Genomic DNA, 26,101 nt, shown 5'->3' on the forward strand with positions numbered 1-26,101 from the left:
GGTGCGCGTAATTTCCACCATTTCATTTGGTTTACTTGCGCATACTTAATATGAATTCGCCTTTGCTCAGACGTTCGGTTTCGATGTTTGCCTTGGTCATGGCTCCCACCGCATTTGCACAAGCCCCTGTGCCCCCTGCGGCCCCCGGCGCCCAGTCGGCGATCACCCTGAATCAGATCGTTGAGCAGACGCTGCTTAGCAATCCCGAAATCCAAGCCAAGTACCACGACTTTCAAGCGTCGCTGGAAGGGCAGGCTGTGGCGCGCGCCGCCTTCTTTCCGCAGATCAATGCCCAGGGTTACGTCGGCCGCGAATACCGCAGCAACGTGCCGGGTGTGGGCTCGCAGAACTGGAGCCGCCCGGGCTACAACGTCGAACTGCGCCAGCTGATTTTTGACGGCTTCCGCACCAATAACGACGTCAAGCAAGCCGGTTTCGACAAGCTTGCGCGTTTCTATGACGTGCTGGCCACCAGCGACAGCACCGCGTTTGCCGCTGTGCAGGCCTATATCGACCTGCAACGCTATCGCGACATGGAACTGCTGGCCCGCCAGAACTATTCCCTGCACGAAGAAACGCTCAAGCAGATTGGCGAGCGCACCGAATCGGGCGTTGGCCGCCGGGTTGATCTGGAACAGGCGGGCGGCCGTTTGTCGCTGGCCCAGACCAACCTGATGACAGAAACCGCCAACCTGCTGGACGTGCAGCAGCGCTTCCAGCGCGTCACCGGCGCCTTCCCGCCAGACGCCATGCAGCCGCCGCCCGACGTCGGCGACAAGCTTCCGGTTAAACCGGGCAGCTTCAACGAATCGCTGCGCCGCAACCCCAGCTTCCTGTCCAAGCAAGCGGGCCTGCAAGCGGCCGAAGCAGGCGTGGCGTCGTCCAAGGGCGCGTACTCGCCGAAGTTTGAATTCGTGGCTTCTACTGGCCGCGATCAGAACGACCCCACGCCGCAAAACCGCGACATCCAGAGCACCAGCGTGCAGGTGGTGGCGAACTACAACCTGTACCGCGGGGGCGCCGATGCCGCGCGCATTCGCCAAACGACCGCGCAGTCTTACGCCGCGCGCGACATTCGCGACTACACCTGCCGCAACGTGCAGCAAGACCTGGCCGTGGCCTGGAACAACATCCAGAGCCTGAGCCAGAAGCTGCCGTTCCTGCGTGACCACGAACTGGCCACCACCAAAGTGCGCGACGCCTATCGCCAGCAATTCCAGATCGGCCAGCGTTCGCTGCTGGACTTGCTGGACACCGAAAACGAATTGTTCGAATCGCGCCGCGCGCTGACCAATGGGCTGTACGACCTGAAGCTTGCGCAGTACCGCTGGCTGGCGCTGTCGCATGCGCTGTTGCCCGCGTTGTCGCTGCAACCGGCGCGCAATGAAATGCCTGAAGAAAACGGCCAAATGGTTGTGGCTGACGAAGTGATCAAGCAGTGCAATTCGACGGTGCCCGACGAGGCGCGTCTGGCTCCGGTGCGTATGCAAACCAGCGAAGCCTCGCCGGCCGCGTTGTCGCGTGCCCGATGAACACGCAACCGAGCAGGACGCACTGATGAAGCCCACTCCTGTCTTGTTGATCACGCATGACGATCTGCTCTGGCGCCACTGGAGCGCGCTTGACGCTGCGCGCTGGCTGCCGGTGCGCGGGGCTGCGCTGTCGGATTTGCAAGGCTGGCGCGAACAGGGCCGCTCACTTGTCGTGTTGGACACGGGTGTGCCGGGGCTCCCGTCCTGGAATGCGCCCGCGTGGAGCGCCACGATGACGGGGCTGCGGCTGGTGGTCGCCAGCCCGCATCCCAGCGATGAAGAGGGCACACGCGTGTTGGCGGCCGGGGCGCATGGTTACCGGCACAGCCATGCGCCGGTGACGTCTCTGGCGCAAACGCTTGAGGTGGTGGCGTCCGACGGCATCTGGATGGGCCGCTCCTTAGTGACCCGTCTGCTCAAGATGGTGTCCGAGCATGGCGAAGAGTCCGAAGCGTGGGACGGCGGCCTCTTGACCGACCGCGAAGTCACCGTTGCTGAATGCGCCGCGAGCGGGCAAGCGAACGCGCAAATCGCCGATCAACTCGGCATCACCGAGCGCACGGTGAAGGCGCATCTTTCGTCGGCCTTCGACAAGCTCAAGGTCTCGGACCGCTTGCAGCTTGCGCTGTTGGTGCATGGAATTTCTGCACGTCCGACGCCCCGCGCAAGGGCAATCAGCTGACATTGTCCTTACGGACAATATCGCAATCCTGCGAGCCTATGTAGTATCCGGTCATCTTCGATAACCTCCTGAAATGGAATCGTTATGGCCAATACTTCTCCCGCTGTCGTCAACGAAATCACCGGTCGTGCCTGGATTCGCAATAGCGACGGCTCTCTGACTGAACTTCACCAAGGCAGCAAGGTTCCGGCCGGTAGCGACGTCGTCACGGCGTCGGGCGCAACGGTTTCGCTTCAAGTTGAAAACGGCATGCCGATCGTGATCGGCGAAGGCCGTGAAGTCGCTATCAGCCCCGACATGGGCGGCCCGCTTGCCGACCCGTCCGAAGCCGCCGTGACGCCGCCTTCGGGCACGGATTCGGATCGCCTGCTGGCCGCGCTGCAAGCTGGCCGCGACCCGTTCGATGACCTGGACCCCACCGCTGCCATCGTGGCGGGCGGCGGCGATGCCGGCGGCAGCAGCTTCGTGCGCCTGGCCCGCATCCTGGAAACCACCACGCCGCTGGATCTGGCGTATCCCAACCCGGCGCGCGGCGACGATACGCTGAATCGTGTGTCGGGCGCAGGCGCGACCGGCGACGGCGACGCCGCCGCGACGCCGACGCTGAACAATGCGCCGGTTGCGTTGGACGACGCGGGCCGCGGTGAACAAAGCGCCGAAGTGCGCGGCAATTTGCTGTCCAACGACACGGACCCCGATGGCGACCCGCTGGCGATCGTGTCGGTCAGCGGCCGCGCGATGACGCCGGCCGGTGTCACCGTGACTGGCTCCAACGGCGGCACGTTCACCGTGCTGCCCGACGGCAGCTATGTGTTCACGCCGGGCAACCAGTATGTGTCGCTTGCCGCCGGTGAAACCGCCACCAGCACGATCTCCTACACGATCACCGACCCCAGTGGCGCGACGTCCACGGCCACGCTGGTCGTGACCATTACCGGCACCAACGATGGTCCGGTTTCTACCGCCATCTCCGACGTGTCGGGCGTGGACGCGCAGACGGGCATCAGCGTTGATGTGTCGAGCAACTTCTCTGACATCGACACCAGCGACAAGCTGACCTATTCCGCCACCGGCCTGCCGCCGGGCCTGAGCATCGATCCCAACACCGGCATCATCACCGGCACGATCGACCATTCCGCTTCGCAAGGCGGCGCCAACGGCGTCTACACGGTCACCGTCACCGCCACGGACCCCGCTGGCGCAAGCACCTCGCAGGCGTTCGAGTGGGACGTGACCAACCCCGCACCCACGGCCGTGAATGACACGGGCAGCACGGACGAAGACGTCACGCTGAACGTCAATGCACAAAATGGCGTGCTGGCCAACGACACGGACCCGGACGGCGACACGCTGACGGTCTCGCAAGTGAACGGCAACGCCGCCAACGTCGGCACGGCCGTGGCCGGTTCCGGCGGCGGCACCTTCACGCTGAACGCCGATGGTTCGTACACCTTCAACCCGGGTTCCGCATTCAATTCGCTCGCAGCTGGCCAAAGCGCGACCTCGTCGCTGACCTACACCGTTTCGGACGGTGAGGGCGGCACGTCGACCGCCACGCTGACGGTCACGATCACCGGCACCAACGACGCGCCGACGCTGATTCCCGACGTCATCCTTGCCAACCAGAACAGCAACGACGGCCAGGCGATTACCCCGGTCGACATCTCCGGCCAGTTCACCGACGTGGACAATGGCGACGTGCTGACGTATTCGGCCTCGGGCCTGCCGCCCGGGCTGACCATTGATCCGGCCACCGGCATCATCACCGGCACGCTGGACCGCTCGGCGTCGCAAGGCGGTACGGATGGCCTGTACATCGTGACCATCACCGCCACCGACAAGAGCGGCGCCTCGGTCACGCAAGACTTCGCGTGGGACGTCAATAACCCCACGCCGACTGCCGTCAACGACGAAGGCGGCACCGACCAAGGCGTCACGCTGACGGTTGATGCGGCGAATGGCGTGCTGAAGAACGACACCGACCCCGACGGCGACACCCTGACGGTGTCGCAAGTCAACGGCAACGCCGCCAATGTCGGCGCCGCCATCGCGGGCTCAAACGGCGGCACGTTCACGCTGAACGCCGACGGTTCCTACACCTTCAATCCGGGTTCCGCGTTCAACTCGCTGGCCGCCGGCCAAACGACCACGTCCTCGATCACGTACACGGTCTCGGACGGCGAGGGCGGCTTCAGCTCGGCAACGCTGACGGTTGAAATCACCGGCACCAACGACGCGCCCACGGCCATCGCGCTGGACAACCGCGACAACATGGACGGCGACACCGTGACGGTCAGCGTCGCGGGCGCATTCAGCGATATCGACGCGGGCGACGTCCTGACGTATTCGGTCGACCACATCCCCGGCGGCCTGACGTTCGACACGGCAACCGGCACGTTCACCGGCACGTTCGCGAACTGGGCGTCGGACCACACCAACACCGGCGTGAAGGGCGAGTACCTGATCACCGTCACGGCCACCGACAAGTCGGGCGCATCGGTGACGCAGACCTTCCTGTGGAAGGTGGGCAACCCCGAGCCGATCGCCACCGATGACAACGGCGCGACGTCGCAAGACAACGTGCTGGTTGTCGACCACCGCACCGAAGGCGTGCTGGGCAATGACGTTGACCCCGACGGCGACGCGCTGAGCGTGTCGCACGTCAACGGCAACGCGGCGGGCGTAGGCGCGGCCGTGGCAGGTTCCAACGGCGGCACCTTCACGCTGAATGCGGACGGAACGTACACCTTCAATCCGGGCGGCGCATTCAATTCGCTGGGCGTCGGCCAGACGACCACCACGTCGATCACCTACACGGTGTCCGACGCACAAGGCGCGACGGACACGGCGACGCTGACGATCACCATCACTGGTACGAACGACACGCCGACGCTGACGCCGGGTGTCACGCTCGACGATCAAAACAGCGACGACGGCCAGGCGATTACGCCGGTTGATATCTCTGGCCAATTCACGGATGTGGATTCTGGGGACGTGCTGACGTACTCGGCAACGGGCCTGCCGCCTGGACTGACCATTGATCCGGCTACCGGCATCATCACCGGCACGCTGGATCGTTCGGCTTCGCAAGGTGGTACGGATGGCGTTTACTCCGTCACGATCACGGCGACGGACAAGAGCGGCGCGTCGGTCACGCAAGACTTCTCGTGGGACGTCAAGAACCCGGCTCCGACGGCGCTGGATGACGACGGCAGCACGAACCAGGGCGCAACCCTGTCGGTTGACGCCGCCAACGGCGTGTTGACGAATGACACCGACCCGGATGGCGACACCTTGACGGTTTCGCAGGTCAACGGCAACGCGGCCAATGTTGGCACGGCAATCGCCGGCTCGACGGGCGGCACGTTCACGCTGAACGCCGACGGTTCGTACTCGTTCAATCCGGGTTCGACCTACAACTCGCTGGGCGTTGGTCAAACGGCCGTTTCGTCGATCACGTACACCGTCTCCGACGGCGAAGGTGGCACCTCGACGGCAACGTTGACGGTCACGATTACGGGCACGAACGACACCCCGACGCTGACCCCGGGCGTGACGCTCGACGATCAAAACAGCAACGACGGCCAGGCGATCACGCCGGTCGATATCTCTGGTCAATTCACGGATGTGGATTCCGGCGACGTGCTGACCTACTCGGCAACGGGCCTGCCGCCCGGCCTGTCGATTGATCCTGCCACCGGCATCATCACCGGTACGCTGGACCGTTCCGCCTCGCAAGGTGGTACCGACGGCGTCTACACCGTCACCATCACCGCCACCGACAAGGCTGGCGCCTCGGTCACGCAAGACTTCTCGTGGGACGTCAAGAACCCGGCACCGACCGCTGTCAACGACGAAGGCGATACGGAGCAGGGCGCATCGTTGTCGGTTGACGCCGCGAACGGCGTACTGACCAACGACACCGATCCCGACGGCGACACGCTGACGGTCTCGCAAGTCAACGGCAACGCCGCCAACGTCGGCACCGCCATCACGGGTTCCAACGGCGGCACGTTCACGCTGAACGCCGACGGCTCCTACACGTTCAACCCGGGTTCGACATTTAACTCGCTGGGCGTTGATCAAACCGCGACGTCGTCCATCACCTACACCGTCTCCGACGGCGAGGGCGGCACGTCGACGGCAACCCTGACGGTCACGATCACCGGCACCAACGACACGCCGACGCTGACCCCGGGCGTGACGCTCGACGATCAAAACAGCAACGACGGCCAAGCCATCACCCCGGTCGATATCTCTGGTCAATTCACGGATGTCGACACCGGCGATGTGCTGACGTACTCGGCAACGGGCCTGCCGCCCGGCCTGACCATCGACCCGGCCACCGGCATCATCACCGGCACGCTGGACCGCTCGGCCTCGCAAGGCGGTACTGACGGCGTGTACACCGTCACCATCACCGCGACCGACAAGGCTGGCGCTTCGGTTACGCAAGACTTCTCGTGGGACGTGAAGAACCCGGCTCCGACCGCTGTCAACGACGAAGGCGATACCGATCAAGGTGCATCGCTGAACGTCGACGCCGCCAATGGCGTGTTGACCAACGACACCGATCCGGATGGCGACACGCTGACCGTCTCGCAAGTGAACGGCAACGCCGCGAATGTCGGCACGGCGATTACCGGTTCCAACGGCGGCACGTTCACGCTGAATGCTGACGGTTCCTACACGTTCAATCCGGGCTCTGCATTTAACTCGCTGGGCGTTGATCAAACCGCGACGTCGTCCATCACCTACACCGTTTCCGACGGTGAAGGCGGCACGTCGACCGCGACCTTGACGGTCACGATCACCGGCACCAACGACACCCCGACGCTGACCCCGGGCGTGACGCTGGACGATCAAAACAGCAACGACGGCCAGGCCATCACCCCGGTCGACATCTCCGGCCAGTTCACGGATGTCGACACCGGCGACGTGCTGACCTACTCGGCAACGGGCCTGCCGCCCGGCCTGACGATCGATCCTGCCACCGGCATCATCACCGGCACGCTGGACCGTTCCGCCTCGCAAGGTGGTACCGACGGCGTGTACACCGTCACCATCACCGCCACCGACAAGGCTGGCGCATCCGTCACGCAAGACTTCTCGTGGGACGTCAAGAACCCGGCACCGACCGCCGTCAATGACGAAGGCGATACGGAGCAGGGTGCATCGCTGAACGTTGACGCCGCTAATGGCGTATTGACCAACGACACCGATCCGGACGGCGACACGCTGACCGTCTCCCAAGTCAACGGCAACGCCGCCAACGTCGGCACCGCCATCACCGGTTCCAACGGCGGCACGTTCACGTTGAACGCCGACGGCTCCTACACGTTCAACCCGGGTTCCGCGTTCAACTCGCTGGGCGTTGATCAAACTGCAACGTCGTCGATCACCTACACCGTTTCCGACGGTGAAGGCGGCACGTCGACCGCGACCCTGACGGTCACGATCACCGGCACGAACGACACCCCGACGCTGACCCCGGGTGTGACGCTCGACGATCAAAACAGCAACGACGGCCAAGCCATCACCCCGGTCGACATCTCCGGGCAATTCACGGATGTCGACACCGGCGATGTGCTGACCTACTCGGCAACCGGCCTGCCGCCGGGCCTGACCATCGACCCTGCCACCGGCATCATCACCGGCACGCTGGACCGCTCGGCCTCGCAAGGCGGTACCGACGGCGTTTACACCGTCACCATCACCGCCACCGACAAGGCTGGCGCTTCGGTCACGCAAGACTTCTCGTGGGACGTCAAGAACCCGGCTCCGACCGCCGTCAACGACGAAGGCGATACGGAGCAGGGCGCATCGTTGTCGGTTGACGCCGCGAACGGCGTACTGACCAACGACACCGATCCGGACGGCGACACCCTGACGGTCTCGCAAGTCAACGGCAACGCCGCCAACGTCGGCACCGCCATCACCGGTTCCAACGGCGGCACGTTCACGCTTAACGCCGACGGCTCCTACACGTTCAACCCGGGTTCGACATTTAACTCGCTGGGCGTTGATCAAACCGCGACGTCGTCGATCACCTACACCGTTTCCGACGGTGAAGGCGGCACGTCGACCGCGACCCTGACGGTCACGATCACCGGCACGAACGACACCCCCACGCTGACCCCGGGCGTGACGCTCGACGATCAAAACAGCAACGACGGCCAAGCCATCACCCCGGTCGATATCTCCGGCCAGTTCACGGATGTCGACACCGGCGACGTGCTGACCTACTCGGCAACGGGCCTGCCGCCCGGCCTGTCGATTGATCCTGCCACCGGCATCATCACCGGCACGCTGGACCGTTCCGCCTCGCAAGGTGGCACCGACGGCGTGTACACCGTCACCATCACCGCCACTGACAAGGCTGGCGCTTCGGTTACGCAAGACTTCTCGTGGGACGTCAAGAACCCGGCACCGACCGCCGTCAACGACGAAGGCGATACGAACCAAGGTGCATCGCTGAACGTTGACGCCGCCAACGGCGTACTGACCAACGACACCGATCCTGACGGCGATACCCTGACGGTCTCGCAAGTCAACGGCAACGCCGCCAACGTCGGCACCGCCATCACGGGTTCCAACGGCGGCACGTTCACGCTTAACGCCGACGGCTCCTACACGTTCAACCCGGGTTCGACATTTAACTCGCTGGGCGTTGATCAAACCGCGACGTCGTCGATCACCTACACCGTCTCCGACGGCGAAGGTGGCACCTCGACGGCAACGCTGACGGTCACGATTACGGGCACGAACGACACCCCGACGCTGACCCCGGGCGTGACGCTGGACGACCAGAACAGCAACGACGGCCAAGCCATCACCCCGGTCGATATCTCCGGCCAGTTCACGGATGTCGACACCGGTGACGTGCTGACGTACTCCGCCACCGGTCTGCCGCCCGGCCTGACCATCGACCCGGCCACCGGCATCATCACCGGCACGCTGGACCGTTCCGCCTCGCAAGGTGGCACCGACGGCGTGTACACCGTCACCATCACCGCCACTGACAAGGCTGGCGCTTCGGTCACGCAAGACTTCTCGTGGGACGTCAAGAACCCGGCGCCGACCGCCGTCAACGACGAAGGCGATACGAAGCAGGGCGCATCGTTGTCGGTTGACGCTGCAAATGGCGTACTGACCAACGATACCGATCCTGACGGCGATAACCTGACGGTCTCGCAAGTCAACGGCAACGCCGCCAACGTCGGCACCGCCATCACGGGTTCCAACGGCGGCACGTTCACGCTTAACGCCGACGGTTCCTACACGTTCAACCCGGGTTCGACGTTTAACTCGCTGGGCGTTGATCAAACCGCAACGTCGTCGATCACCTACACCGTTTCCGACGGCGAAGGCGGCACGTCGACCGCGACCCTGACGGTCACGATCACCGGCACGAACGACACCCCCACGCTGACCCCGGGCGTGACGCTCGACGACCAGAACAGCAACGACGGCCAGGCCATCACCCCGGTCGACATCTCCGGCCAGTTCACGGATGTCGACACCGGCGACGTGCTGACCTACTCGGCAACGGGCCTGCCGCCCGGCCTGACGATCGACCCGGCTACCGGCATCATCACCGGCACGCTGGACCGTTCCGCCTCGCAAGGTGGTACCGACGGGGTCTACACCGTCACCATCACCGCGACCGACAAGGCTGGCGCTTCGGTTACGCAAGACTTCTCGTGGGACGTCAAGAACCCGGCTCCGACGGCGCTTGATGACGAAGGCAATACCAAGCAAAGCGCGACGCTGTCGGTTGACGCCGACCATGGCGTGCTGGTCAACGACACCGATCCGGACGGCGACACGCTGACCGTCTCGCAAGTGAACGGCAACGCGGCAAATGTCGGCACGGCCATCGCCGGTTCCAACGGCGGCACGTTCACGCTGAACGCTGACGGCTCCTACTCGTTCAACCCCGGCAGCGCCTTCCAGAATTTGGCGAACGGCGCGACGGCGACGACGTCGATTACCTACACCGTGTCGGACGGTGAGGGCGGCACGTCGTCGGCCACGTTGACGGTGACGGTCACGGGCACCAACACGGGTCCCACGTCCACCGCAATCGCCAACCAGAACGGCGAAGATTCGCAAACGGTCGTCAGCGTGGATGTGTCGAGCCACTTCAACGACGCCGACCTGGCAACCGGCGACAAGCTGACGTTCACCGCCACCGGCCTGCCGGCGGGGCTGAGCATCGATCCGGAAACCGGCGTCATCAGCGGCAAGATCGACCATTCGGCGTCCCAGTATGGCGGCACCGGCGTGCATACGATCACTGTGACGGCGACGGACTCGGCGGGCGCATCGACCGAGCAAACGTTCAAGTGGAACATCACCAACCCGGCGCCTGAAGCCGTGAATGATCAGGCCAATACGGACGAAGACACGTCCATCCAGGTCACCGATGTGACCAAGGGCGTGCTGGCCAACGACGTGGACCCGGACGGCGACGCGCTGCACGTGTCGGCGGTGGGCGGCGATGGGAACAAGGTGGGCCAGGCGGTTGCCGGCCTGCAAGGCGGCACGTTCATCATCTACGCCGATGGCACGTATTCCTTCGACCCGGGCGCTGACTTCCAGTCCCTGCCGGAAGGCCAGTCTGGCCAGACCTCGGTCTGGTACACCGTGTCCGATGGCGAGGGCGGCACCAGCCAGGCCTTGCTGACGGTCACCGTCATGGGCAAGAACGACGCGGCGACGATCACTGGATCGGGCGCCGACACCGTGTACGAAGACTCTGCCGTCTTCGCCAGCGGCAAGCTGACCGTGTCTGACCCTGACGCCAACCAGAGCTTCATGCAGGCGCAGTCCGGCGTGCCGGGTCTGTATGGCACGTTCACGGTGGACGCGAACGGCAACTGGACGTACCAGCTGAACAACGCGCTGGCCGCCGTGCAAAACCTGAAGGCCGGCCAAACGCTGTCGGAAAGCTTCAGCGTGGCGTCGCAAGACGGCACCGCGTCCAGCCCGGTCACGGTCACCATCGTGGGCACGAACGACGCCCCGGTCTCGGGCGACGCATCGGCGCACGTCAACATCAGCAGCAGCTACGTGTTGAAGGTTGGCGACTTCCCGTTCAACGACGGCGTCGAGAACGACAGCTTCCAAAGCGTCGTCATCACCCGCACGCCGGGCGCAGGCGAGGGCACGCTGACGTTCAACGGCCAGCCGGTTACCGCCGGCCAGGTCATCACCGTGGCGGATATCCAGTCGGGCAAGCTTGTCTTCACGGCGGGCAGCAATGGCGGCGATTCGTCGTTTGGCTTCTCGGTGCGTGATGCGGGCGGCACGGAACACGGCGGCAAGGACACCTCGGCCGAGCACACGTTCACGTTGTCGACCGACAAGCTGGTCTTGGGCAACAACAACGGCAATACGGACCTGAACGGCGGTGGTGGCAACGACATCATCGTTGGCGACCGCGGCGGTTCCGTGACGGCGGTGGAGCCCGGCAAGAACTACAACATCTCGTTGATTGTCGACGTGTCCGGCAGCATGAAGGACAAGATCGGCAACACCAACATGACGCGTATCGACTTGCTGAAGGCGTCGTTGACGTCGCTGGCCAACCAGTTGGCCCAGCACGACGGCATCGTCAACGTGCGCCTGATTCCGTTCGCGGACACGGCCAAGACGGGTGTCACGATCAACAACCTGAGCGCATCCAACGTCAAGCAACTGCTTGACGCCATTGACGCCCTGAGCGCCAGCGGGAACACGAACTACGAAGACGCCTTCAACAAGGCGGTCAGCTGGTTCAACTCGCAGGTGAACGGCGGCAAGGACGCAGCGCACAACTATCAGAACCTGACCTTCTTCCTGACGGATGGCGATCCCACCCGCTATGGCAGCAATGGCCAGTCGGGCAACATGAAGGAAGTGCTGCAGAGTTCCATCGACGCGGCCAAGCCGCTGGTGGACGGCTCTGGCGTGCTGGTGGGCGGCAACAAGGTGGTCATGTACGGTATTGGCATGGGTGCGGGCGTCAATAGCGACTACCTGCGCTTCTTCGACAACACCAATGCCACCGGCAGCGGTTCGCAAGGGGTCGAGGTGAGCAGCGGTTGCAGCACCTCAACGCAGTACGTGACCGGCACAGTGGGCCAGCCGCAGATCGTCAACAACGCCAACGAACTGAATGCGGCGCTGCAAGGCGGCCATTCGTCGACGGAGCTGGCCGCGGTGGGCAGCGACACGATTCACGGTGGCGACGGCAACGACATCATGTTCGGTGACACCATCAATACGGATCACCTGTCATGGGCTGGCCATGCTCAAGGCACGCACGACGGCCAGGGCTGGCAGGGGCTGGTGGATTACCTGACGGCGCAAAAGGGCGGTGTGGCGCCGACGACGGCGGACCTGTTCTCGTACTTGCAGCAGAACCATGCTGAATTCGACAAAGCCAACGACACGCGCGGCGGCGACGACTTCCTGTATGGCGGCAAGGGTGACGACATTCTCTACGGCCAGGGTGGCAACGACTACCTGAACGGCGGCGAGGGCAACGACATTCTTTACGGCGGCACGGGCAACGACGTCCTGGTCGGCGGCAAGGGTAACGACATCCTGGTGGGCGGTTCCGGTAGCGATACCTTCAAGTGGGAACTCAACGACCAGGGTACGGCGGCAGCGCCTGCCGTTGACCGCATCAAGGACTTCTCCAACGCCACCATCGCCAATCAGGGCGACGTGCTGGACTTGCGTGATCTCTTGCAGGGCGAGCACACGGGCACCTTGTCGCAGTTCCTGGAGTTCAAGAAGCAGGGCAACGATACGGTGATCAACGTCAGCACCAACGGCGACTTGCAGCACAACGTGAACCAGAAGATCGTGCTGGAGAACGTGGACTTGACCAACAACGGGGCGCTGTCCAGCGCGCAGGTCATCAACGACTTGCTGACCAAGGGTAAACTGATCGTCGATCAATAAGCCTGCCCTTTCCCCCACGCGATCCGGCCCAGCGGGCCGGATCGCTGCTATTTGAATTCATCCCATGCCCAAGCATTTTTTCGAGCGTGAACAGCTGCTGACCTGGTTCAAGGGGAACGCGGCTGCGGCGGACTACGTCGATATGGTGTGCCGCATCGCGCACTTGTGGGACGACCTGATCGACCGCGACAAGGACGTTCCTGATGACGACATTAACCACGGTTTCTTTGAAGCGCTGATACGGTTGCCGCGCAATACCTTCTACCGTGCGCACTTCGACCACCTGAATGCGGTGCTGATCAATGCCGTGTCGAATTGGCAGATCGCCACCAAGCTTGAACGCGAGGGGGGCAATTACGAGAAGAGCATCGCCTTTGTGTTGCGGTCGTCGTATGCCGACCTGATCACGCAATCGGCGCTGATCATCGGCGGCGAGAAGTGGGCGTGCCAGGTCGGTGAAGAAGTGCGCAAGGCGACGCACGGTGAAACCTACGAGGGCTACATCAAGAACCTGGCCCAGGAAGCCGCAGACCGCAGCAAGCAAAAGCTGGCGCGGCAAGCCAAGAGCTGATTGCCGCGGCCAGCCGGGTCAGGTTGCCGTCATTCACGTGGCGGCGCGTCGTTGCGCAGCGGGTGAATGGCCAGCGGATCAAAGCGCCAGTAATGGTCATACTGATCCGCGCAGCGCACGACGGTGTAGACGGGGTTGTCGGTGTAATGCCGGGGTCCGCCGCGCACCGTGCGCAAGCCTAATTCCCCGCCGCAAATCGGGCAATCGCCGCCAAGCTGCGTGATGAACACGTCGCCCGACTCATTGGCTTCCAGGCAGGTGCTGCGCCACACACGGCCAAAGCGCACGCGGCGCAGGTCGTTGGCCGGTTTGAAGACCAGGCCAAAGACAAACAGCAGCGCAAACCAGAAATACCCCGAGCCTTGCCCCCACGCGTTGATGAAACCCAGCACCGCCAGCAAGCAGGCGGCAAGGCTGGGCCAATATAGCCAGTCGACCTTGACCTGGCGCCCTCGGATGACAAAGGGCTTGATGTCCACCCGGGTGAGATAAGGCGTGGACTGCGCCTTGTCGGTTTCTTCGCTGCGGCCAAACTGGCGTGCAAGCGAGGCGCCGCACTGGCCGCAATAACGATCTTCGCGCTCGCAACCCGATCCGCACTTCATGCAAAGCATTCATTGACTCCAGAAATTGCAGTCTGACAGCATAAACCAAGGGCAAAACTCCCCCTGGCCGCTTCCCGCAGCCCAGGCGTATGATTTCAGGCTGAGGATCAGTCCCGGCCTGGCGCTGGGTGCTTAGCCCGCGCGCCAGTTTTGCATGTCACTGCTTCGCATTGCTCGCTCCGCTTGCCGCGCGGAGGGGCGTGGAGGCGTCGCGCCATGGACCATCTATCGCTTGCTGCCTACCCGGATTTCCCTGGCAGTGACGGCGCCGGGATTGCATCCCGGTCACCGGCGGGTGATCACGATTTCCAGGTATTCACTGGGCACCACCATACCGGCGTCGCCAGAGCGATTGAACCGGTCTATCTGCGCTATGAGATCGCTTTCCAGAGCCGCTTGCCCGGCAGGGTCCAGCGCGGAAAACGCCTTGAGGAGCGGCCCGTAATAGGTCTTGAACACTTGCAGCCAATGCGCTGGCGAGCGGTAACGGAAAACGAAATGGCGCGGTTCCGCCTGGATTGCCGAAGCGTGCGCGCCGAACATCTCGTCGATGCGCGCCCGGGTACCCCACAGCGCGGGCGATTTTGCCCCGGCCGGCGGGGGCAAATATTTTCCAATGGTCTTGAAAATCTGGCCGATGAAGCCTTCTGGCGTCCAATTGGCCATGCCGATCTTGCCGCCTGCGCGGCACACGCGGATGAGTTCGGCGGCCGCCTTGTCCTGGTCGGCCGTGAACATCACGCCGAAGGTGGACATGACGGCGTCAAAGCTCGCTGGCGCAAAGGGCAGGGCTTCGGCATCGGCCTCCTGGAATTCGATCTTCAGCCGTTCGGCGGCGGCGCGCTCGCGGGCGCGGCTGAGCAATGCGGGGACATAGTCGGTGGCGACGACCTCGCACCACCGGCGTGCGGCGGCCAGCGAGGCGTTGCCGTTACCCGCTGCGACATCAAGGACTTTTTGCCCGGCGCGGACATCAAGCGATTCGCAGAGTTGTTCGCCGACGATTTGAAGCGTCGTGCCGACAACGGCGTAGTCGCCGGACGACCAGGTGGCTTGCTGGCGGGCCTTCAGGGCGGCAAGATCGGGCGGCGCGGGAGTCTGCGCTTGAGGGGCTGCGGTGGCGGAAATGGACATGGTCTGTCTCCATTAAGACGGGGGAAATGCGCTGGCGGGCATTGCCGGCGCGGCGTGGATGCACAGGCAGGGACGGAAAAGTTTCCGCACGTTCTGCGACCCGACCTCAACCGTAAGTCGGGCGCGTGGAGGCGAGCGTGGTAGCGGGCGTGGAATCTGCCGCAGCCGGGAATTCGGGTTTGCCCGAAGAGGCTGGCGCCATTCGTATTCGAATGCTGGGGGCCATGACGATCAGCCGGGCGGGCGCCACCGTGGCCTTGCCGCCGTCACGCAAGTTACGTGCGCTGATCGCGTATCTTGCGCTTGCCCCGCACGCGGTCTCGCGCGCGCATCTGTGCGAGTTGCTTTGGGACATTCCGAATGACCCGCGCGGTGAACTTCGCTGGTGTCTCAGCAAGGCGCGAGCGTTGCTCGACGGGCCGGGCCTGCGCCGTGTCCAAGCCTTCCAAGAGACGCTGAGCCTCGACCTGCACGATTGCCAGGTCGATGCTGTCGAGGTTGAACAGGCAATGCAGCAGGGCATCAGCAGCGTGGGCGGCGAGCGGTTGCAAGCGCTCGCCGCGTTGTTCGCAGGCGATTTTCTGGACGGCCTGCAACTCAAATCCTGTCCCATGTTTGACAGTTGGCTGGTGGCGCAACGGCGCCGGTTCAGAGCCTGCCAGACGGCGGTTATGGAACACCTGGCCGCGACGTTGCCGGCCGGTTCCGAAGCACGCTATGGCTGCCTGGACCAGTGGTTGCGGCTGGCGCCCTTCGACCGGCGTGCGCACGCATTGATGCTGCAATCACTGAACGACCGCGGGCAATTTCGCGAAGGCGATGAGCACCTGGCCGCTGCGATTCGCGCGTTCGAAGACGAGGGGCTGGATTGGCATCCCTTGCGGGATGCGTGGCGGCAACTGCGGCAGGCGCCGGCCGATCCGCCTGAAGCGGGGGCAAGGACCGGAGAGGCAGCGCTTGGCGCGCCATCGGAAGGGGGCAGGGAGCGGACCGGGCGTGCGTCGATTGCGGTCATGCCATTCACGGACGCGTCGGCGCGCAGCGGGGTGCGGGGCGGGCTGGGGGACGGCTTGGCTTACGACATCATCACCCGGCTGGCGAAGCTGCGCAGCCTGTTCATCATTGCGCAGGGAACCGTCTTCGCGCTGGACCAGCGCAGTGTGGGCCCAGAGGAGGCCGGCCGCACGCTGAATGTGGACTTCGTGGTCAGTGGTTCGTTGCGCCGGCACGCCAAGCGGATCATCGTGGACGTGGCCCTGGTTGAGTCGCGCTCCGCGCGCATCGTGTGGGCGGAAACGTTCGACCACGCGATCGATGACGCCTTCGTGGCGCTGGATGAAATCGGCAACCGGATTGTCGCGTCGATCGACATCGAGATTGAATCTACCGAACGCAACCGGGCCATTCTCACGCCACCGAATTCGTTGGACGCGTGGTCGGCCCATCATCGCGGCCTGTGGCACATGTATCGCTTTAACCAAGCGGACAATTTGCAGGCACGGCACTTCTTCGAGATGGCGGTGCGGTTGGACCCCACCTATTCGCGGGCGTACGCGGGTCTGTCGTTCACGCATTGGCAGGACGCGTTCCAGCGGTGGGGCGAACAGAAACCGTCGATGGACCTGGCGCAACAAGCCGCGAGCCAGAGCCTGGCGGCCGACGACCGGGACCCCGCGGCGCATTGGGCGATGGGGCGGGCCCTGTGGCTACGCGGCAACCAGGAATCGTCGCTGGCGGAATTGCAGCGCGCCGTGGACCTCAGCCCGAATTTTGCGCTGGGCCACTACACGTTGGGGTTCGTCCATTGCCAGTCAGGCGATGCGCAGGCCGCGATCGGGTCAGCCGACCATTCACGCCATCTGAGCCCCTTCGACCCCTTGATGTTCGGCATGCTGGCCGTGCGCGCATTGGCGCTGGTCCGGTTGGGGCGGATCGAGGAAGCCGCCGACTGGGCGGTCAAGGCGGCGATGCGTCCTAACGCCCATGTCCACATCCTGGCGATTGCCGCCTATAGCCTGGCCATTGCGGACCGAGTGGACGAGGCGCGCGGCTTTCTGGCGTTGATCCGCAAGTCGCATCCCGCCTACCGCGTCGGCGATTTCCTGGCGGCATTTCACCTGACCGACGACGCGCAAGCCTTGTTCAGGAAAGGGGCGCGGCGAATCGGGGTGGAGTGATGTCCGCCACAGGCCAGCTGCGAGGATAATGTCTGCTTTCTGACGTTTGCATACCCTTCGTGGAACGGATCGCTTGGGCAACAACCATTCTCCCGCCACTCCTGCGCTGACCGTCTCAACCGCGTTGACCCAGGCCTACGCGCATTGGCACGCCGGCCAGGCCGCGCATGCCGAACAGCTTTGCCTGCGGGTGCTGGAGACCGTGCCGGATCAACCCGGCGCACGTCATCTGCTGGGCCTGATAGCGCATGCCTACGGACACCAAGACATGGCGATCGAGCACCTTCGCGCCGCGTGCCGGTCGCCGCTTGCGCCCGCCATGTACCACAGCAATCTGGCGGAAATGTGCCGCCAGAGGGGCTGGCTGGGCGACGCGGAAAGCGCGGCCCGGCGTGCGGTGGCATTGGAACCCCAACTGGCCGAAGGCTGGAACAACCTGGGCATCATCCTTCAAGAGGCGGGGCAACTGGCCGCCAGCCTGGAATGCTTGCAGCGCGTGGCGGTGTTGTTGCCCGACAGCCCGGAAACGCATAACAACCTGGGCAACACCTGCCTGCTGCTGGGCGATACCGCACAGGCGCTTTTGCACTATGGGCGCGCGCTGGCGTTGAACCCCGATCACGCGCAAACGCTGTGTAATCAATCACTTGCCTTGAGCAACCAAGGCCGTCATGACGAGGCCCTGTCCGCAATCCGCCGCGCCATCGACATCGACCCTTTGACCCCGCTTGCTCACCAGAACCTGGCGCGCATTGAACAGGCACGCGCCGCCAAGGGTGCGGCTGGGGCGAGAGAAGTGAGCGCCACGGCGGCCAACGCCCACGCGGCAAGTGTGCAGGCGCATGCGCTTCGTACACAGGGCCACGTGGACGAAGCGCGCAAGCTCCTGGAACGCGCGGTGCGCGATACGCCCAGTGATACGAGCCTGCGGTTCGACCTGGCCGAGCTGTTGCTGCTGCAAGGCGACTTCGATGCGGGTTGGCGGGAATACCGTTTCCGTTACCGGATGGCGCATACCGCGATGCAGGCGCGCCATGTGCAGAAGCCGCGTTGGGAAGGGCAGCCCATCGCGGGCCAGACCTTGCTGATCCATGACGAGCAAGGGTTCGGCGACACCTTTCAGTTCTTGCGGCTGGTAGCGTGGGCGCGCGAGCGTAGCGGGGCGCGCATCATTCTCGACGTCAATGCCGACTGCCACGCCTTGGCCGAACGCAGCGGCGGTTTTGACCAGATCATTCGTGCCGGCACGATACCGCCGCCGTTCGACGTCCATTGCGAACTGATGAGCCTGCCGATGGCGCTGGGGTTGCGACTGGGCGACTTGCCGATCCGCACGTCGTACCTGCACGCCGATCCGCAGCGCGTCGAGCAATGGCGCAAACGTCTGGCGCACCTGCCGCGGCCGTGGGTCGGGCTGGTGTGGGCGGGGCGGCCCAGCCATCCGAACGACGCGCAGCGGTCGTTGGCGCTGGCCGATCTAGCGCCCCTCGCGCAAGCGGGCGTGAGCTTCATCGGGCTGCAAAAGGGCGCCGCCGCCGACTCAGCCGCCGCGCCGCCGGCGGGCATGACGATGCTGTCGCTGGGCCATGACCTCGGCAGCTTCGACGACACCGCCGCGCTCATCACGCTGCTTGATGTGCTGGTATCGGTGGACTCATCGCCCGCGCATCTGGCCGGCGCGCTGGGCTGCCCGGTCTGGGTCCTGCTGCCGTTTGCGCCTGACTGGCGCTGGCTGCTGGGCCGCAACGACTCGCCGTGGTATCCGTCGATGCGGCTATTCCGCCAACCCGCCCCGGGGCAGTGGGGGCCGGTGCTTACGGATGTAGCCGCCGCGTTGTCAGCGCTGGCGCCGCGATAAGCGCCAGGCCTGCGCAGAAATCCACGTGGGCAGGCGTGTATCAGCCGGATCGGACGGTCGGGGTAGGCGGACTGAGCATGGGCCGCGCGGCTAAGTAACGGCAACGCCACTGGCCGGCACGTTGCGGCGGCGGGAAAAGTCGCAGACTTCGGCGGCGCGCCGCGCGATGTATTCGTTGCGGCCGTCCAGCGTGCCTTGGTGGAACACCGCGTTGTAGACCATCGGCGGGGGCATGGGAACGCTGTGCACAATTCTCAGCAGGCCCGCATCCAGCTCCGGCCGGAAATACGCCGGGCATAGCTGGCTGATCCCGAAGCCGTCGATGGTCAATTCCCCCAGCACCGCCAGGCTGTTGCTGGCGAAGACGCGGTTGAACCGAAAGCCGTGTTCTTCCAGCCAGGGCCGATAAAACAGGCTCTTGCTGGAATCGTGGGACTGTTCAAGAAAGGGGTACAGCGCGAAATCCGCCGGCTTCAGCGGGCCTTGCGGCACGCCCAGCGCAGGGCTGGCCATCCAGACGTTTTCAACAACGCCTACCGGCGTCAGTTGAAACTCTTCGCCCCAGTACGTCCCCGGCACAATCGCCAGATCCAGCTCGTGTTGGCGCAACTGGTCGATCAGTTGCAGGCCGGGCGCCACGCTGGGCTCCAACGTCAGACCCGGGCTTTCCTTGACCACGGTGCTGATCAATAGCCCCAGCCAGCTGAGCGCCGTCAGTTCCGTGACGCCAATGCGGACCCGTCCTTCCAGCGGCGCCGTGCCGCCTGCGGCTTCCGCCATGCGCAAGCGCAGGCGCAGCGCCTCTTCGGCCATGGGGAAAATGCGTTCGCCATCGGGGGTCAGCACAATGCCCGTTGCGCCGCGGTGGAGCAGGCGCTTGCCCAATTCGGTTTCAAGGTCGCTTACGCGCTTGGAGATGGCGGATTGCGTCGCGTGCAACGTCGTTGCGGCGGCGCTCAGGCTGCCCAGCTTGGCGCTGTGATAGAACGCCTCGAGTTGTTTGAAGGTGGGATTCATTGCGACGGATGGCCTGGGTTCCGTGATGACCTGGAAGCCCATGCCAATCTGGAATGACGGGGTATGCCGATTACTCGCTACCCCTTGGAAACCGATCGTATCCATAATCGATCCACTGTTCAATAGACTCCTGGATCACCCATGCAGACCGCCGCAAGACTTCAGCGTATCAAGCCTTCTCCCAGTTCAATGGCGGGCCAGCATGCCCGCATGCTGCGCGCGCAGGGCAGGGACATCGTGAGCCTGACGTCGGGTGAACCGGATTTTGATACGCCCGCACACATCCGCGATGCGGCTTATCGCGCCATGAACGACGGTCAAACGCGCTACACCGATGTGGGCGGCACCGCTGCGTTACGCGAAGCCATCCGCGCCAAGTTCGCCCGCGACAACGGGCTGGACTACGGCCTGGACGAAATCATCGTCAGCACCGGCGCCAAGCAGATCATTTTCAACGCCATCATGGCTACCGTCGATACCGGCGACGAAGTGATCGTGCCTGCGCCGTACTGGGTGTCCTATCCCGACATCACCTTGCTGGCCAACGGCACGCCCGTGATCGTCAACACGCGCTCGGAAAACGGATTCCGCTTGCAGGCGGAAGAGCTCGAACGTGCCATTACGCCCCGCACGCGCTGGCTGATTCTGAATGGCCCGAACAATCCCAGCGGCGCGAATTTCACGAAGGCCGACCTGCAAGCGCTGGCGGATGTCTTGCGCAAGCACCCGCATGTCTGGATCTTGACGGACGACATCTACGAACACTTGCTGTATGACGGCCGCGCGTTTTATACGCTGGCGCAAGTGGCGCCCGACCTGAAGGACCGCACGCTGACGCTCAATGGCGTGTCCAAGGCCTATGCCATGACCGGATGGCGGATCGGTTATGCCGGCGCGCCGGTGGCGTTGATCAAGGCGATGACGAAGCTGCAATCGCAAAGCACGTCCAACCCTAGTTCGGTGAGCCAGGCGGCCGCGTTGGCGGCCTTGACCGGTCCGCAAGACTTCGTGGCGCAGAGCCGCGAACGCTTTCAGGCGCGGCGCGATCAGATTGTGCAGGCCTTGAACGCCATTGATGGCATCCAGTGCGCCAGCCCGGAAGGCGCGTTCTACGTCTTCCCGCAGTGTTCGGACCTGTTCGGCGCGACCTTGCCCGATGGCAGCAAATTGCAAAACAGCGAGCAATGGGTGCTGCATCTGCTGAACGCGCAGAACCTGGCGGTGCTGCAAGGCTCGGCCTATGGCGTGGACACCCATTTCCGAATTTCATTTGCCGCCAGCGACGCCGTGCTGGAGGAAGGTTGCCGTCGTATCGCGCAGGCACGGGCGCAGTTGGCCTGACCTGCCGCACTTTAAAAAATCACAAGGGGAAAATCATGATTAAAAAACACGTTCTGAAGCGGGGCATCACCCAAACCGTTGCCGTTGCGTTGATCGCGTGCGCGCCGCTGGCGCACGCCGCGGATTACCCGAACAAGCCCGTGCGCTTGATCGTCGGCTTTGCGCCGGGCGGCTCCAACGACATCATCGCGCGCTTGCTGGCGCCCAAGCTGGAAGCGGTGTTGAAGCAGTCGGTCGTGGTCGAGAACCGCCCCGGCGCAGCAGGCAACATCGCGGCGGACGCGGCCATCAAGGCGGCCGCCGACGGCCACACGGTGTTCATGTGTACGACGGGCACGTTGTCCATCCAACCGTTCCTGCCGCAACGCATGCCGTTTGACGTCGATACCATCACCCCCGTCACGCAGATTGGCAACACGCCTTATCTGATGCTGGTCAACAAGGATCTGCCGGTGTCGACGGTCAGTGAATTCTTGAAGTACGCGCGCGAGAACCCCGGCAAGGTCAACTACGCGTCGTCCGGCAACGGCACCACCGCGCACCTGGCGGGCGAAATGCTGCGCGCCAACGCCAAGATCGACATCGTGCACGTGCCGTACAAAGGCGCGGGCCAGGCCATGGTCGACTTGAACAGCGGGCGCGTATCGCTGATGTTCGACCAGGCCGTCAGTTCGCTGTCCTACATCCAGTCGGGTTCGCTGAAAGCGCTGGCGGTCGCGAATAGCCATCGCCTGCCGGGCTTGCCGAATCTGCCGACCACCGACGAAGCCGGCTTGAAGGACTTCAACCCGACGCCGTGGACCGGACTGTGCGCGGGCCCGGGCATTCCGCCAGAAGCCGTGAAAGTGCTGCAACAAGCCACCGCGCAAGCCTTGGCCGACCCCGAAATACGCGAACGTTTTCAGCGTGACGGCATTGAACCGGTGGGCAGCACACCCGAGGAATTCGCCGCATTCCTGAAGGCCGACCGCGCCAAGTGGGGCGGCCTTGTCAAAAACGCGGATGTGCAGCTCTGATCATCGGGTCTGCATTTGCCCTGCATTTGCTCCGCATTGACCCTATTGCCACCAGGAATATTTCGACCATGAGTTCTCCGTCTTCAGCCATTCAATGGCCGGCGGGTTACAGCATCAACCCGCGCCAGCAGGGCGCGGATGCTGACACCATCGCCGCTTTTTCTTCACTGCCCGTCGCCGCCATCGGCGACGCCATGAGCCGCCACATCGGTGCGATCGGACTACGCCAATACCACGCGGATCTGACCACCGTGCTCTGCGGCAACGCCTTCACGGTGCGCGTGCGGCCGGGCGACAACCTGATGATTCACAAAGCGCTCACCATGGTGCAGCCCGGCGACGTGCTGGTTATCGACGGTGGTGGGGATCTGACCCAGGCGCTGGTCGGCGGGCTGATGCGCACCACCTGCATCGCGCAAGGCTTGGCCGGCCTGGTCATCGACGGCGCCGTCCGCGACGTCGTGGAGTGGGCCGAGGGCGGCATGCCGCTCTTCGCCAAGGGCCACACCCATCGCGGCCCCACTAAAGACGGCCCGGGTGACATCAACGTGCCCATCGCGTGCGCGGGGCTGCATGTGGCGCCGGGCGACGTCATCGTTGGCGATGCGGATGGCGTCATCGCCATTCCCGCCGCGCAGGCCCGCGACGTCTTGCTGCGCACGCATCGTCATCTGGAAAAAGAAGCCAGGATTCGTGAAGAGAATCGTGCGGGGACGTCCGACCCGGAACGGTTCGATTCGATTCTGCGGGCGAAGGGTTTGCCGGTTTGAGGAATTAGGTGTCAGACTGCAATTCTCGAACGATATTGCAGTCTGATACCTAATTTAAGGGCTGGCGCCCAGCGCATCCCCGGCGTTTTGAACAGGAGATCATCGCTCATGCAGACCTATCAAGGATCATGTCATTGCGGCGCATGCCGCTTTGAAGTCGACATGGATCTGGACCACGTTCGAAGCTGTAACTGTTCGATCTGTAAGCGGCGCGGTGCGCTGATTCACCGCGTTCCGAAATCTGCATTGCGCCTGTTCACGCCGCTGGAAGCGTTGAGCGTCTACGCGTGGCATTCGAAGACGGCGAAGGATTATTTTTGCCCGCAGTGCGGCATTCTGCCGTTCCGGATACCCAGCGATCCCACGCCCGAAGAGCGGGCCGAAGGCAAACTGCCATTCGTGGGATGGGCGGTGAATGTCCGTTGCCTGGAAGGCGTGCAGCTGGAAAATATTCCTGTCGTCACCATCAACGGCGCGGCGCTGAGCTAGGCGTTGGGCGGGTTCGTGCCCTTAGTCCGGCTTGCCGTCATGGTCGCCCAGCGGTCTGGCAGGCCAGTCCACCCAGCGGTTCTTGCGGGTACGTTCGTACGCTTCATTTAGCGGAAAACGAACCCGATTGTCGGCGCGCGTTGGTTCACCCACCACCATTAAGCGCACGTCGTCCTGCGTATTGTTGATGAAGGTGTGGCAGATGCCGGTGCCTGCGGGAAACGCTACCGAATCGCCTTCGGCCAGGGGATGCAGCACGCCGTCAATCCAGACATCGGGCGTGCCGTCCAGCACGTAGACATATTCCTGCTCGGTGCTTTCAGCGTGCGGGTATGACGTGCGTCTGCCAGGCAGCAGCCTGACGTGATGGATGCCGATTCGTGTAATGCCCAGGGCGGCTGAAAGCGGTGCGTCCAGCGCCATGGGCTCGGTATCGCCCTGATAGGTCTGCGCATCCGTGGCTTCGAGTTCAGTCCAATGCTTGATGAAATGCGGCCGGCTCATCGGCGGTTCTCCTTTATCGCTATGGCTGTTCCAGCGGCCACACCTCAACAACGCCGTGTGCGACCGCGCATGGGGTGCGCGACACCATGTCAATTGCCTCGTCCAGATTGGCGGCCTCGATGATGGCAAAGCCTGCCACGGGCAAGGGCGATGTCATATACGGGCCGTTCGTCGTTTCGACCTGAGCGGTCTCAGGGTTACGGACCTGCACAGGCGCGCCCGCAATGCCCATCAAGACGCCGCGCCGTTGCAGCGCGGCGTCATGCGCGTGGGCGGCATCGCGCAGCGTTGCCGGCGTGCGGTCGTAACCGGCTTGGTCTCCGTATCCTATCGTCACGAATTTGGGCATTGGGGGGCTCCTGACATCAGGCGTCTTCGTCCGCGCCTGGGTGTGGGGCGCGGGAAGGCCGCGCCAACCGTCTTCAATGAACCTGGTCTGAACCTTCAGGCTGCAACTGAGCCAAGCCATTCCACTCGGGGTCCTTGAACACGCGCAGTTGTAGCGGGTAGACGGGATGCCCCGCCAGACACGCATTGAACGCGTCCATGAAAGCGTCGACGTCATGGGTGTAGAAGCGCCACTCCTTCAGGTGATTGCCCGTCAGGCAAACCACCTGTACGCCAACATCGGAGTTCTCGAAGGCTTGCTCGATGGCCTCTTCAACGCGATTGGTGCTCGCCTTGTCTTCGTCATTGGGCATGCCGGACTCGATGCCCGTATACGGCCAGGAGATAATGATCAGGTTCTCGTTTGCCTGACGAACCGTCACCGGCGGAAGCCCGGTACGAAAACGAACAATGACCGACAGACCGTTGATGCGGGTTTCTCCCACCGCCCACAGATCCCCTGGAAAAATGCTGCTCATTAAATCAATTCCTCTGTAAAAGCCGAACCCACGGGTTCGGCGGCCGTTAAGTCTATCTTCAAAGTCACCGGCTTTTGGCAATCACACTGCTCATGTACTGGTTCAAATCCCGAAAATCCTGGACCGTCCAGGTGTGCGGCGGGATCTTGACACCATTCTCTCGCAACGTTCTCGGGATCAGGTCTCCGTTGGGACGCAGAATCACCGACGACACAATCACGCCCGGATAATCATTGAGCCTTTTCTTAAAGGCCGCGGTCGTCAGGTCGGGGGTGGGAGGATTGCTTTTCTTGGCCAATGGCCCCGTACCTTTGATGTCCGCACCGTGGCACATGGCGCAGCGCTGCGTGAAGAGATTTTTTCCATTGATATTCTGAGCGACGGACAGGGGTGCTTGAGTCAGCAGCACAGCGCCCAACGAAGCCACGCACAAGGCTCTTACTTTCATTTTGTGTTGTTGTAGGAATTAAATAACGTGTTGGAGAGAAACCCGGGGAGCACACCCGGGAGAAAACTCGGAAGCACACCTGGAAGAACATCTGGAAGCAAACGCGGGACAACTCCCGGAAGCAAACGCGGGAAG

17 protein-coding genes are annotated in these 26,101 nt (G+C 63.6%); 10 read left to right on the top strand and 7 right to left on the bottom strand.

Annotated features, from left to right (window positions below; translation table 11 throughout):
- Positions 1-98: 98 nt before the first annotated feature.
- The 4 genes from HV765_RS01205 to HV765_RS01230 all read left to right on the top strand — a co-directional run bounded on the left by HV765_RS01205 (position 99) and on the right by HV765_RS01230 (position 13,741).
- Complete coding sequence (locus HV765_RS01205) at positions 99-1,532, top strand: TolC family outer membrane protein (protein ID WP_420840095.1); 1,434 nt, start codon at positions 99-101, stop codon at positions 1,530-1,532.
- 25 nt (positions 1,533-1,557) lie between these two features.
- Positions 1,558-2,214, top strand: coding sequence for a response regulator transcription factor (locus HV765_RS01210; RefSeq protein WP_175168496.1), 657 nt, complete (start codon positions 1,558-1,560; stop codon positions 2,212-2,214).
- A gap of 84 nt (positions 2,215-2,298) precedes the next feature.
- Complete coding sequence (locus tag HV765_RS01215) at positions 2,299-13,170, top strand: retention module-containing protein (protein ID WP_276529708.1); 10,872 nt, start codon at positions 2,299-2,301, stop codon at positions 13,168-13,170.
- A 64-nt stretch (positions 13,171-13,234) separates the two neighbouring features.
- Positions 13,235-13,741, top strand: coding sequence for a hypothetical protein (locus HV765_RS01230; protein ID WP_054428056.1), 507 nt, complete (start codon positions 13,235-13,237; stop codon positions 13,739-13,741).
- Positions 13,742-13,770: 29 nt separating this feature from the next.
- Here the strand turns inward: HV765_RS01230 and HV765_RS01235 are convergent, their stop codons facing one another.
- Entirely contained in the window at positions 13,771-14,355 is a 585-nt protein-coding gene (locus tag HV765_RS01235; protein WP_175168497.1) for a hypothetical protein, read from the bottom strand.
- A gap of 276 nt (positions 14,356-14,631) precedes the next feature.
- A complete protein-coding gene (locus HV765_RS01240; RefSeq protein WP_054428054.1) occupies positions 14,632-15,480 on the bottom strand; it encodes a class I SAM-dependent methyltransferase in 849 nt (282 codons plus the stop codon).
- A 149-nt stretch (positions 15,481-15,629) separates the two neighbouring features.
- On the opposite strand from HV765_RS01240, the gene HV765_RS01245 reads away from it, so the two are divergent.
- Both HV765_RS01245 and HV765_RS01250 read left to right on the top strand, forming a co-directional pair.
- Entirely contained in the window at positions 15,630-17,657 is a 2,028-nt protein-coding gene (locus HV765_RS01245) for a tetratricopeptide repeat protein (RefSeq protein WP_254600387.1), read from the top strand.
- A 73-nt stretch (positions 17,658-17,730) separates the two neighbouring features.
- Entirely contained in the window at positions 17,731-19,515 is a 1,785-nt protein-coding gene (locus HV765_RS01250) for a tetratricopeptide repeat protein (protein ID WP_254600388.1), read from the top strand.
- Between the two features lie 90 nt (positions 19,516-19,605).
- On the opposite strand, the gene HV765_RS01255 is transcribed toward HV765_RS01250, so the two are convergent.
- Entirely contained in the window at positions 19,606-20,637 is a 1,032-nt protein-coding gene (locus tag HV765_RS01255) for a LysR family transcriptional regulator (protein WP_175168499.1), read from the bottom strand.
- A gap of 36 nt (positions 20,638-20,673) precedes the next feature.
- On the opposite strand from HV765_RS01255, the gene HV765_RS01260 reads away from it, so the two are divergent.
- The 4 genes from HV765_RS01260 to HV765_RS01275 all read left to right on the top strand — a co-directional run bounded on the left by HV765_RS01260 (position 20,674) and on the right by HV765_RS01275 (position 24,148).
- Complete coding sequence (locus HV765_RS01260; protein WP_217483327.1) at positions 20,674-21,873, top strand: pyridoxal phosphate-dependent aminotransferase; 1,200 nt, start codon at positions 20,674-20,676, stop codon at positions 21,871-21,873.
- 35 nt (positions 21,874-21,908) lie between these two features.
- A complete protein-coding gene (locus HV765_RS01265) occupies positions 21,909-22,889 on the top strand; it encodes a Bug family tripartite tricarboxylate transporter substrate binding protein (protein ID WP_254600389.1) in 981 nt (326 codons plus the stop codon).
- A 68-nt stretch (positions 22,890-22,957) separates the two neighbouring features.
- A complete protein-coding gene (locus tag HV765_RS01270) occupies positions 22,958-23,659 on the top strand; it encodes an RraA family protein (protein WP_175168500.1) in 702 nt (233 codons plus the stop codon).
- Between the two features lie 108 nt (positions 23,660-23,767).
- Complete coding sequence (locus HV765_RS01275) at positions 23,768-24,148, top strand: GFA family protein (protein ID WP_054428048.1); 381 nt, start codon at positions 23,768-23,770, stop codon at positions 24,146-24,148.
- 21 nt (positions 24,149-24,169) lie between these two features.
- Here the strand turns inward: HV765_RS01275 and HV765_RS01280 are convergent, their stop codons facing one another.
- The 4 genes from HV765_RS01280 to HV765_RS01295 form a co-directional block, all read right to left on the bottom strand.
- Positions 24,170-24,652, bottom strand: coding sequence for a cupin domain-containing protein (locus tag HV765_RS01280; RefSeq protein ID WP_175168501.1), 483 nt, complete (start codon positions 24,650-24,652; stop codon positions 24,170-24,172).
- A gap of 19 nt (positions 24,653-24,671) precedes the next feature.
- Positions 24,672-25,001, bottom strand: coding sequence for a YciI family protein (locus HV765_RS01285; protein WP_054428046.1), 330 nt, complete (start codon positions 24,999-25,001; stop codon positions 24,672-24,674).
- Positions 25,002-25,074: 73 nt separating this feature from the next.
- Entirely contained in the window at positions 25,075-25,518 is a 444-nt protein-coding gene (locus HV765_RS01290) for a DUF695 domain-containing protein (RefSeq protein ID WP_054428045.1), read from the bottom strand.
- Between the two features lie 64 nt (positions 25,519-25,582).
- Positions 25,583-25,966, bottom strand: coding sequence for a c-type cytochrome (locus HV765_RS01295; protein WP_054428044.1), 384 nt, complete (start codon positions 25,964-25,966; stop codon positions 25,583-25,585).
- Between the last annotated feature and the right edge of the window lie 135 nt (positions 25,967-26,101).

The sequence above is a fragment of the Achromobacter kerstersii genome (assembly GCF_902859595.1).
Classification (GTDB): Bacteria; Pseudomonadota; Gammaproteobacteria; order Burkholderiales; family Burkholderiaceae_B; genus Achromobacter; species Achromobacter kerstersii.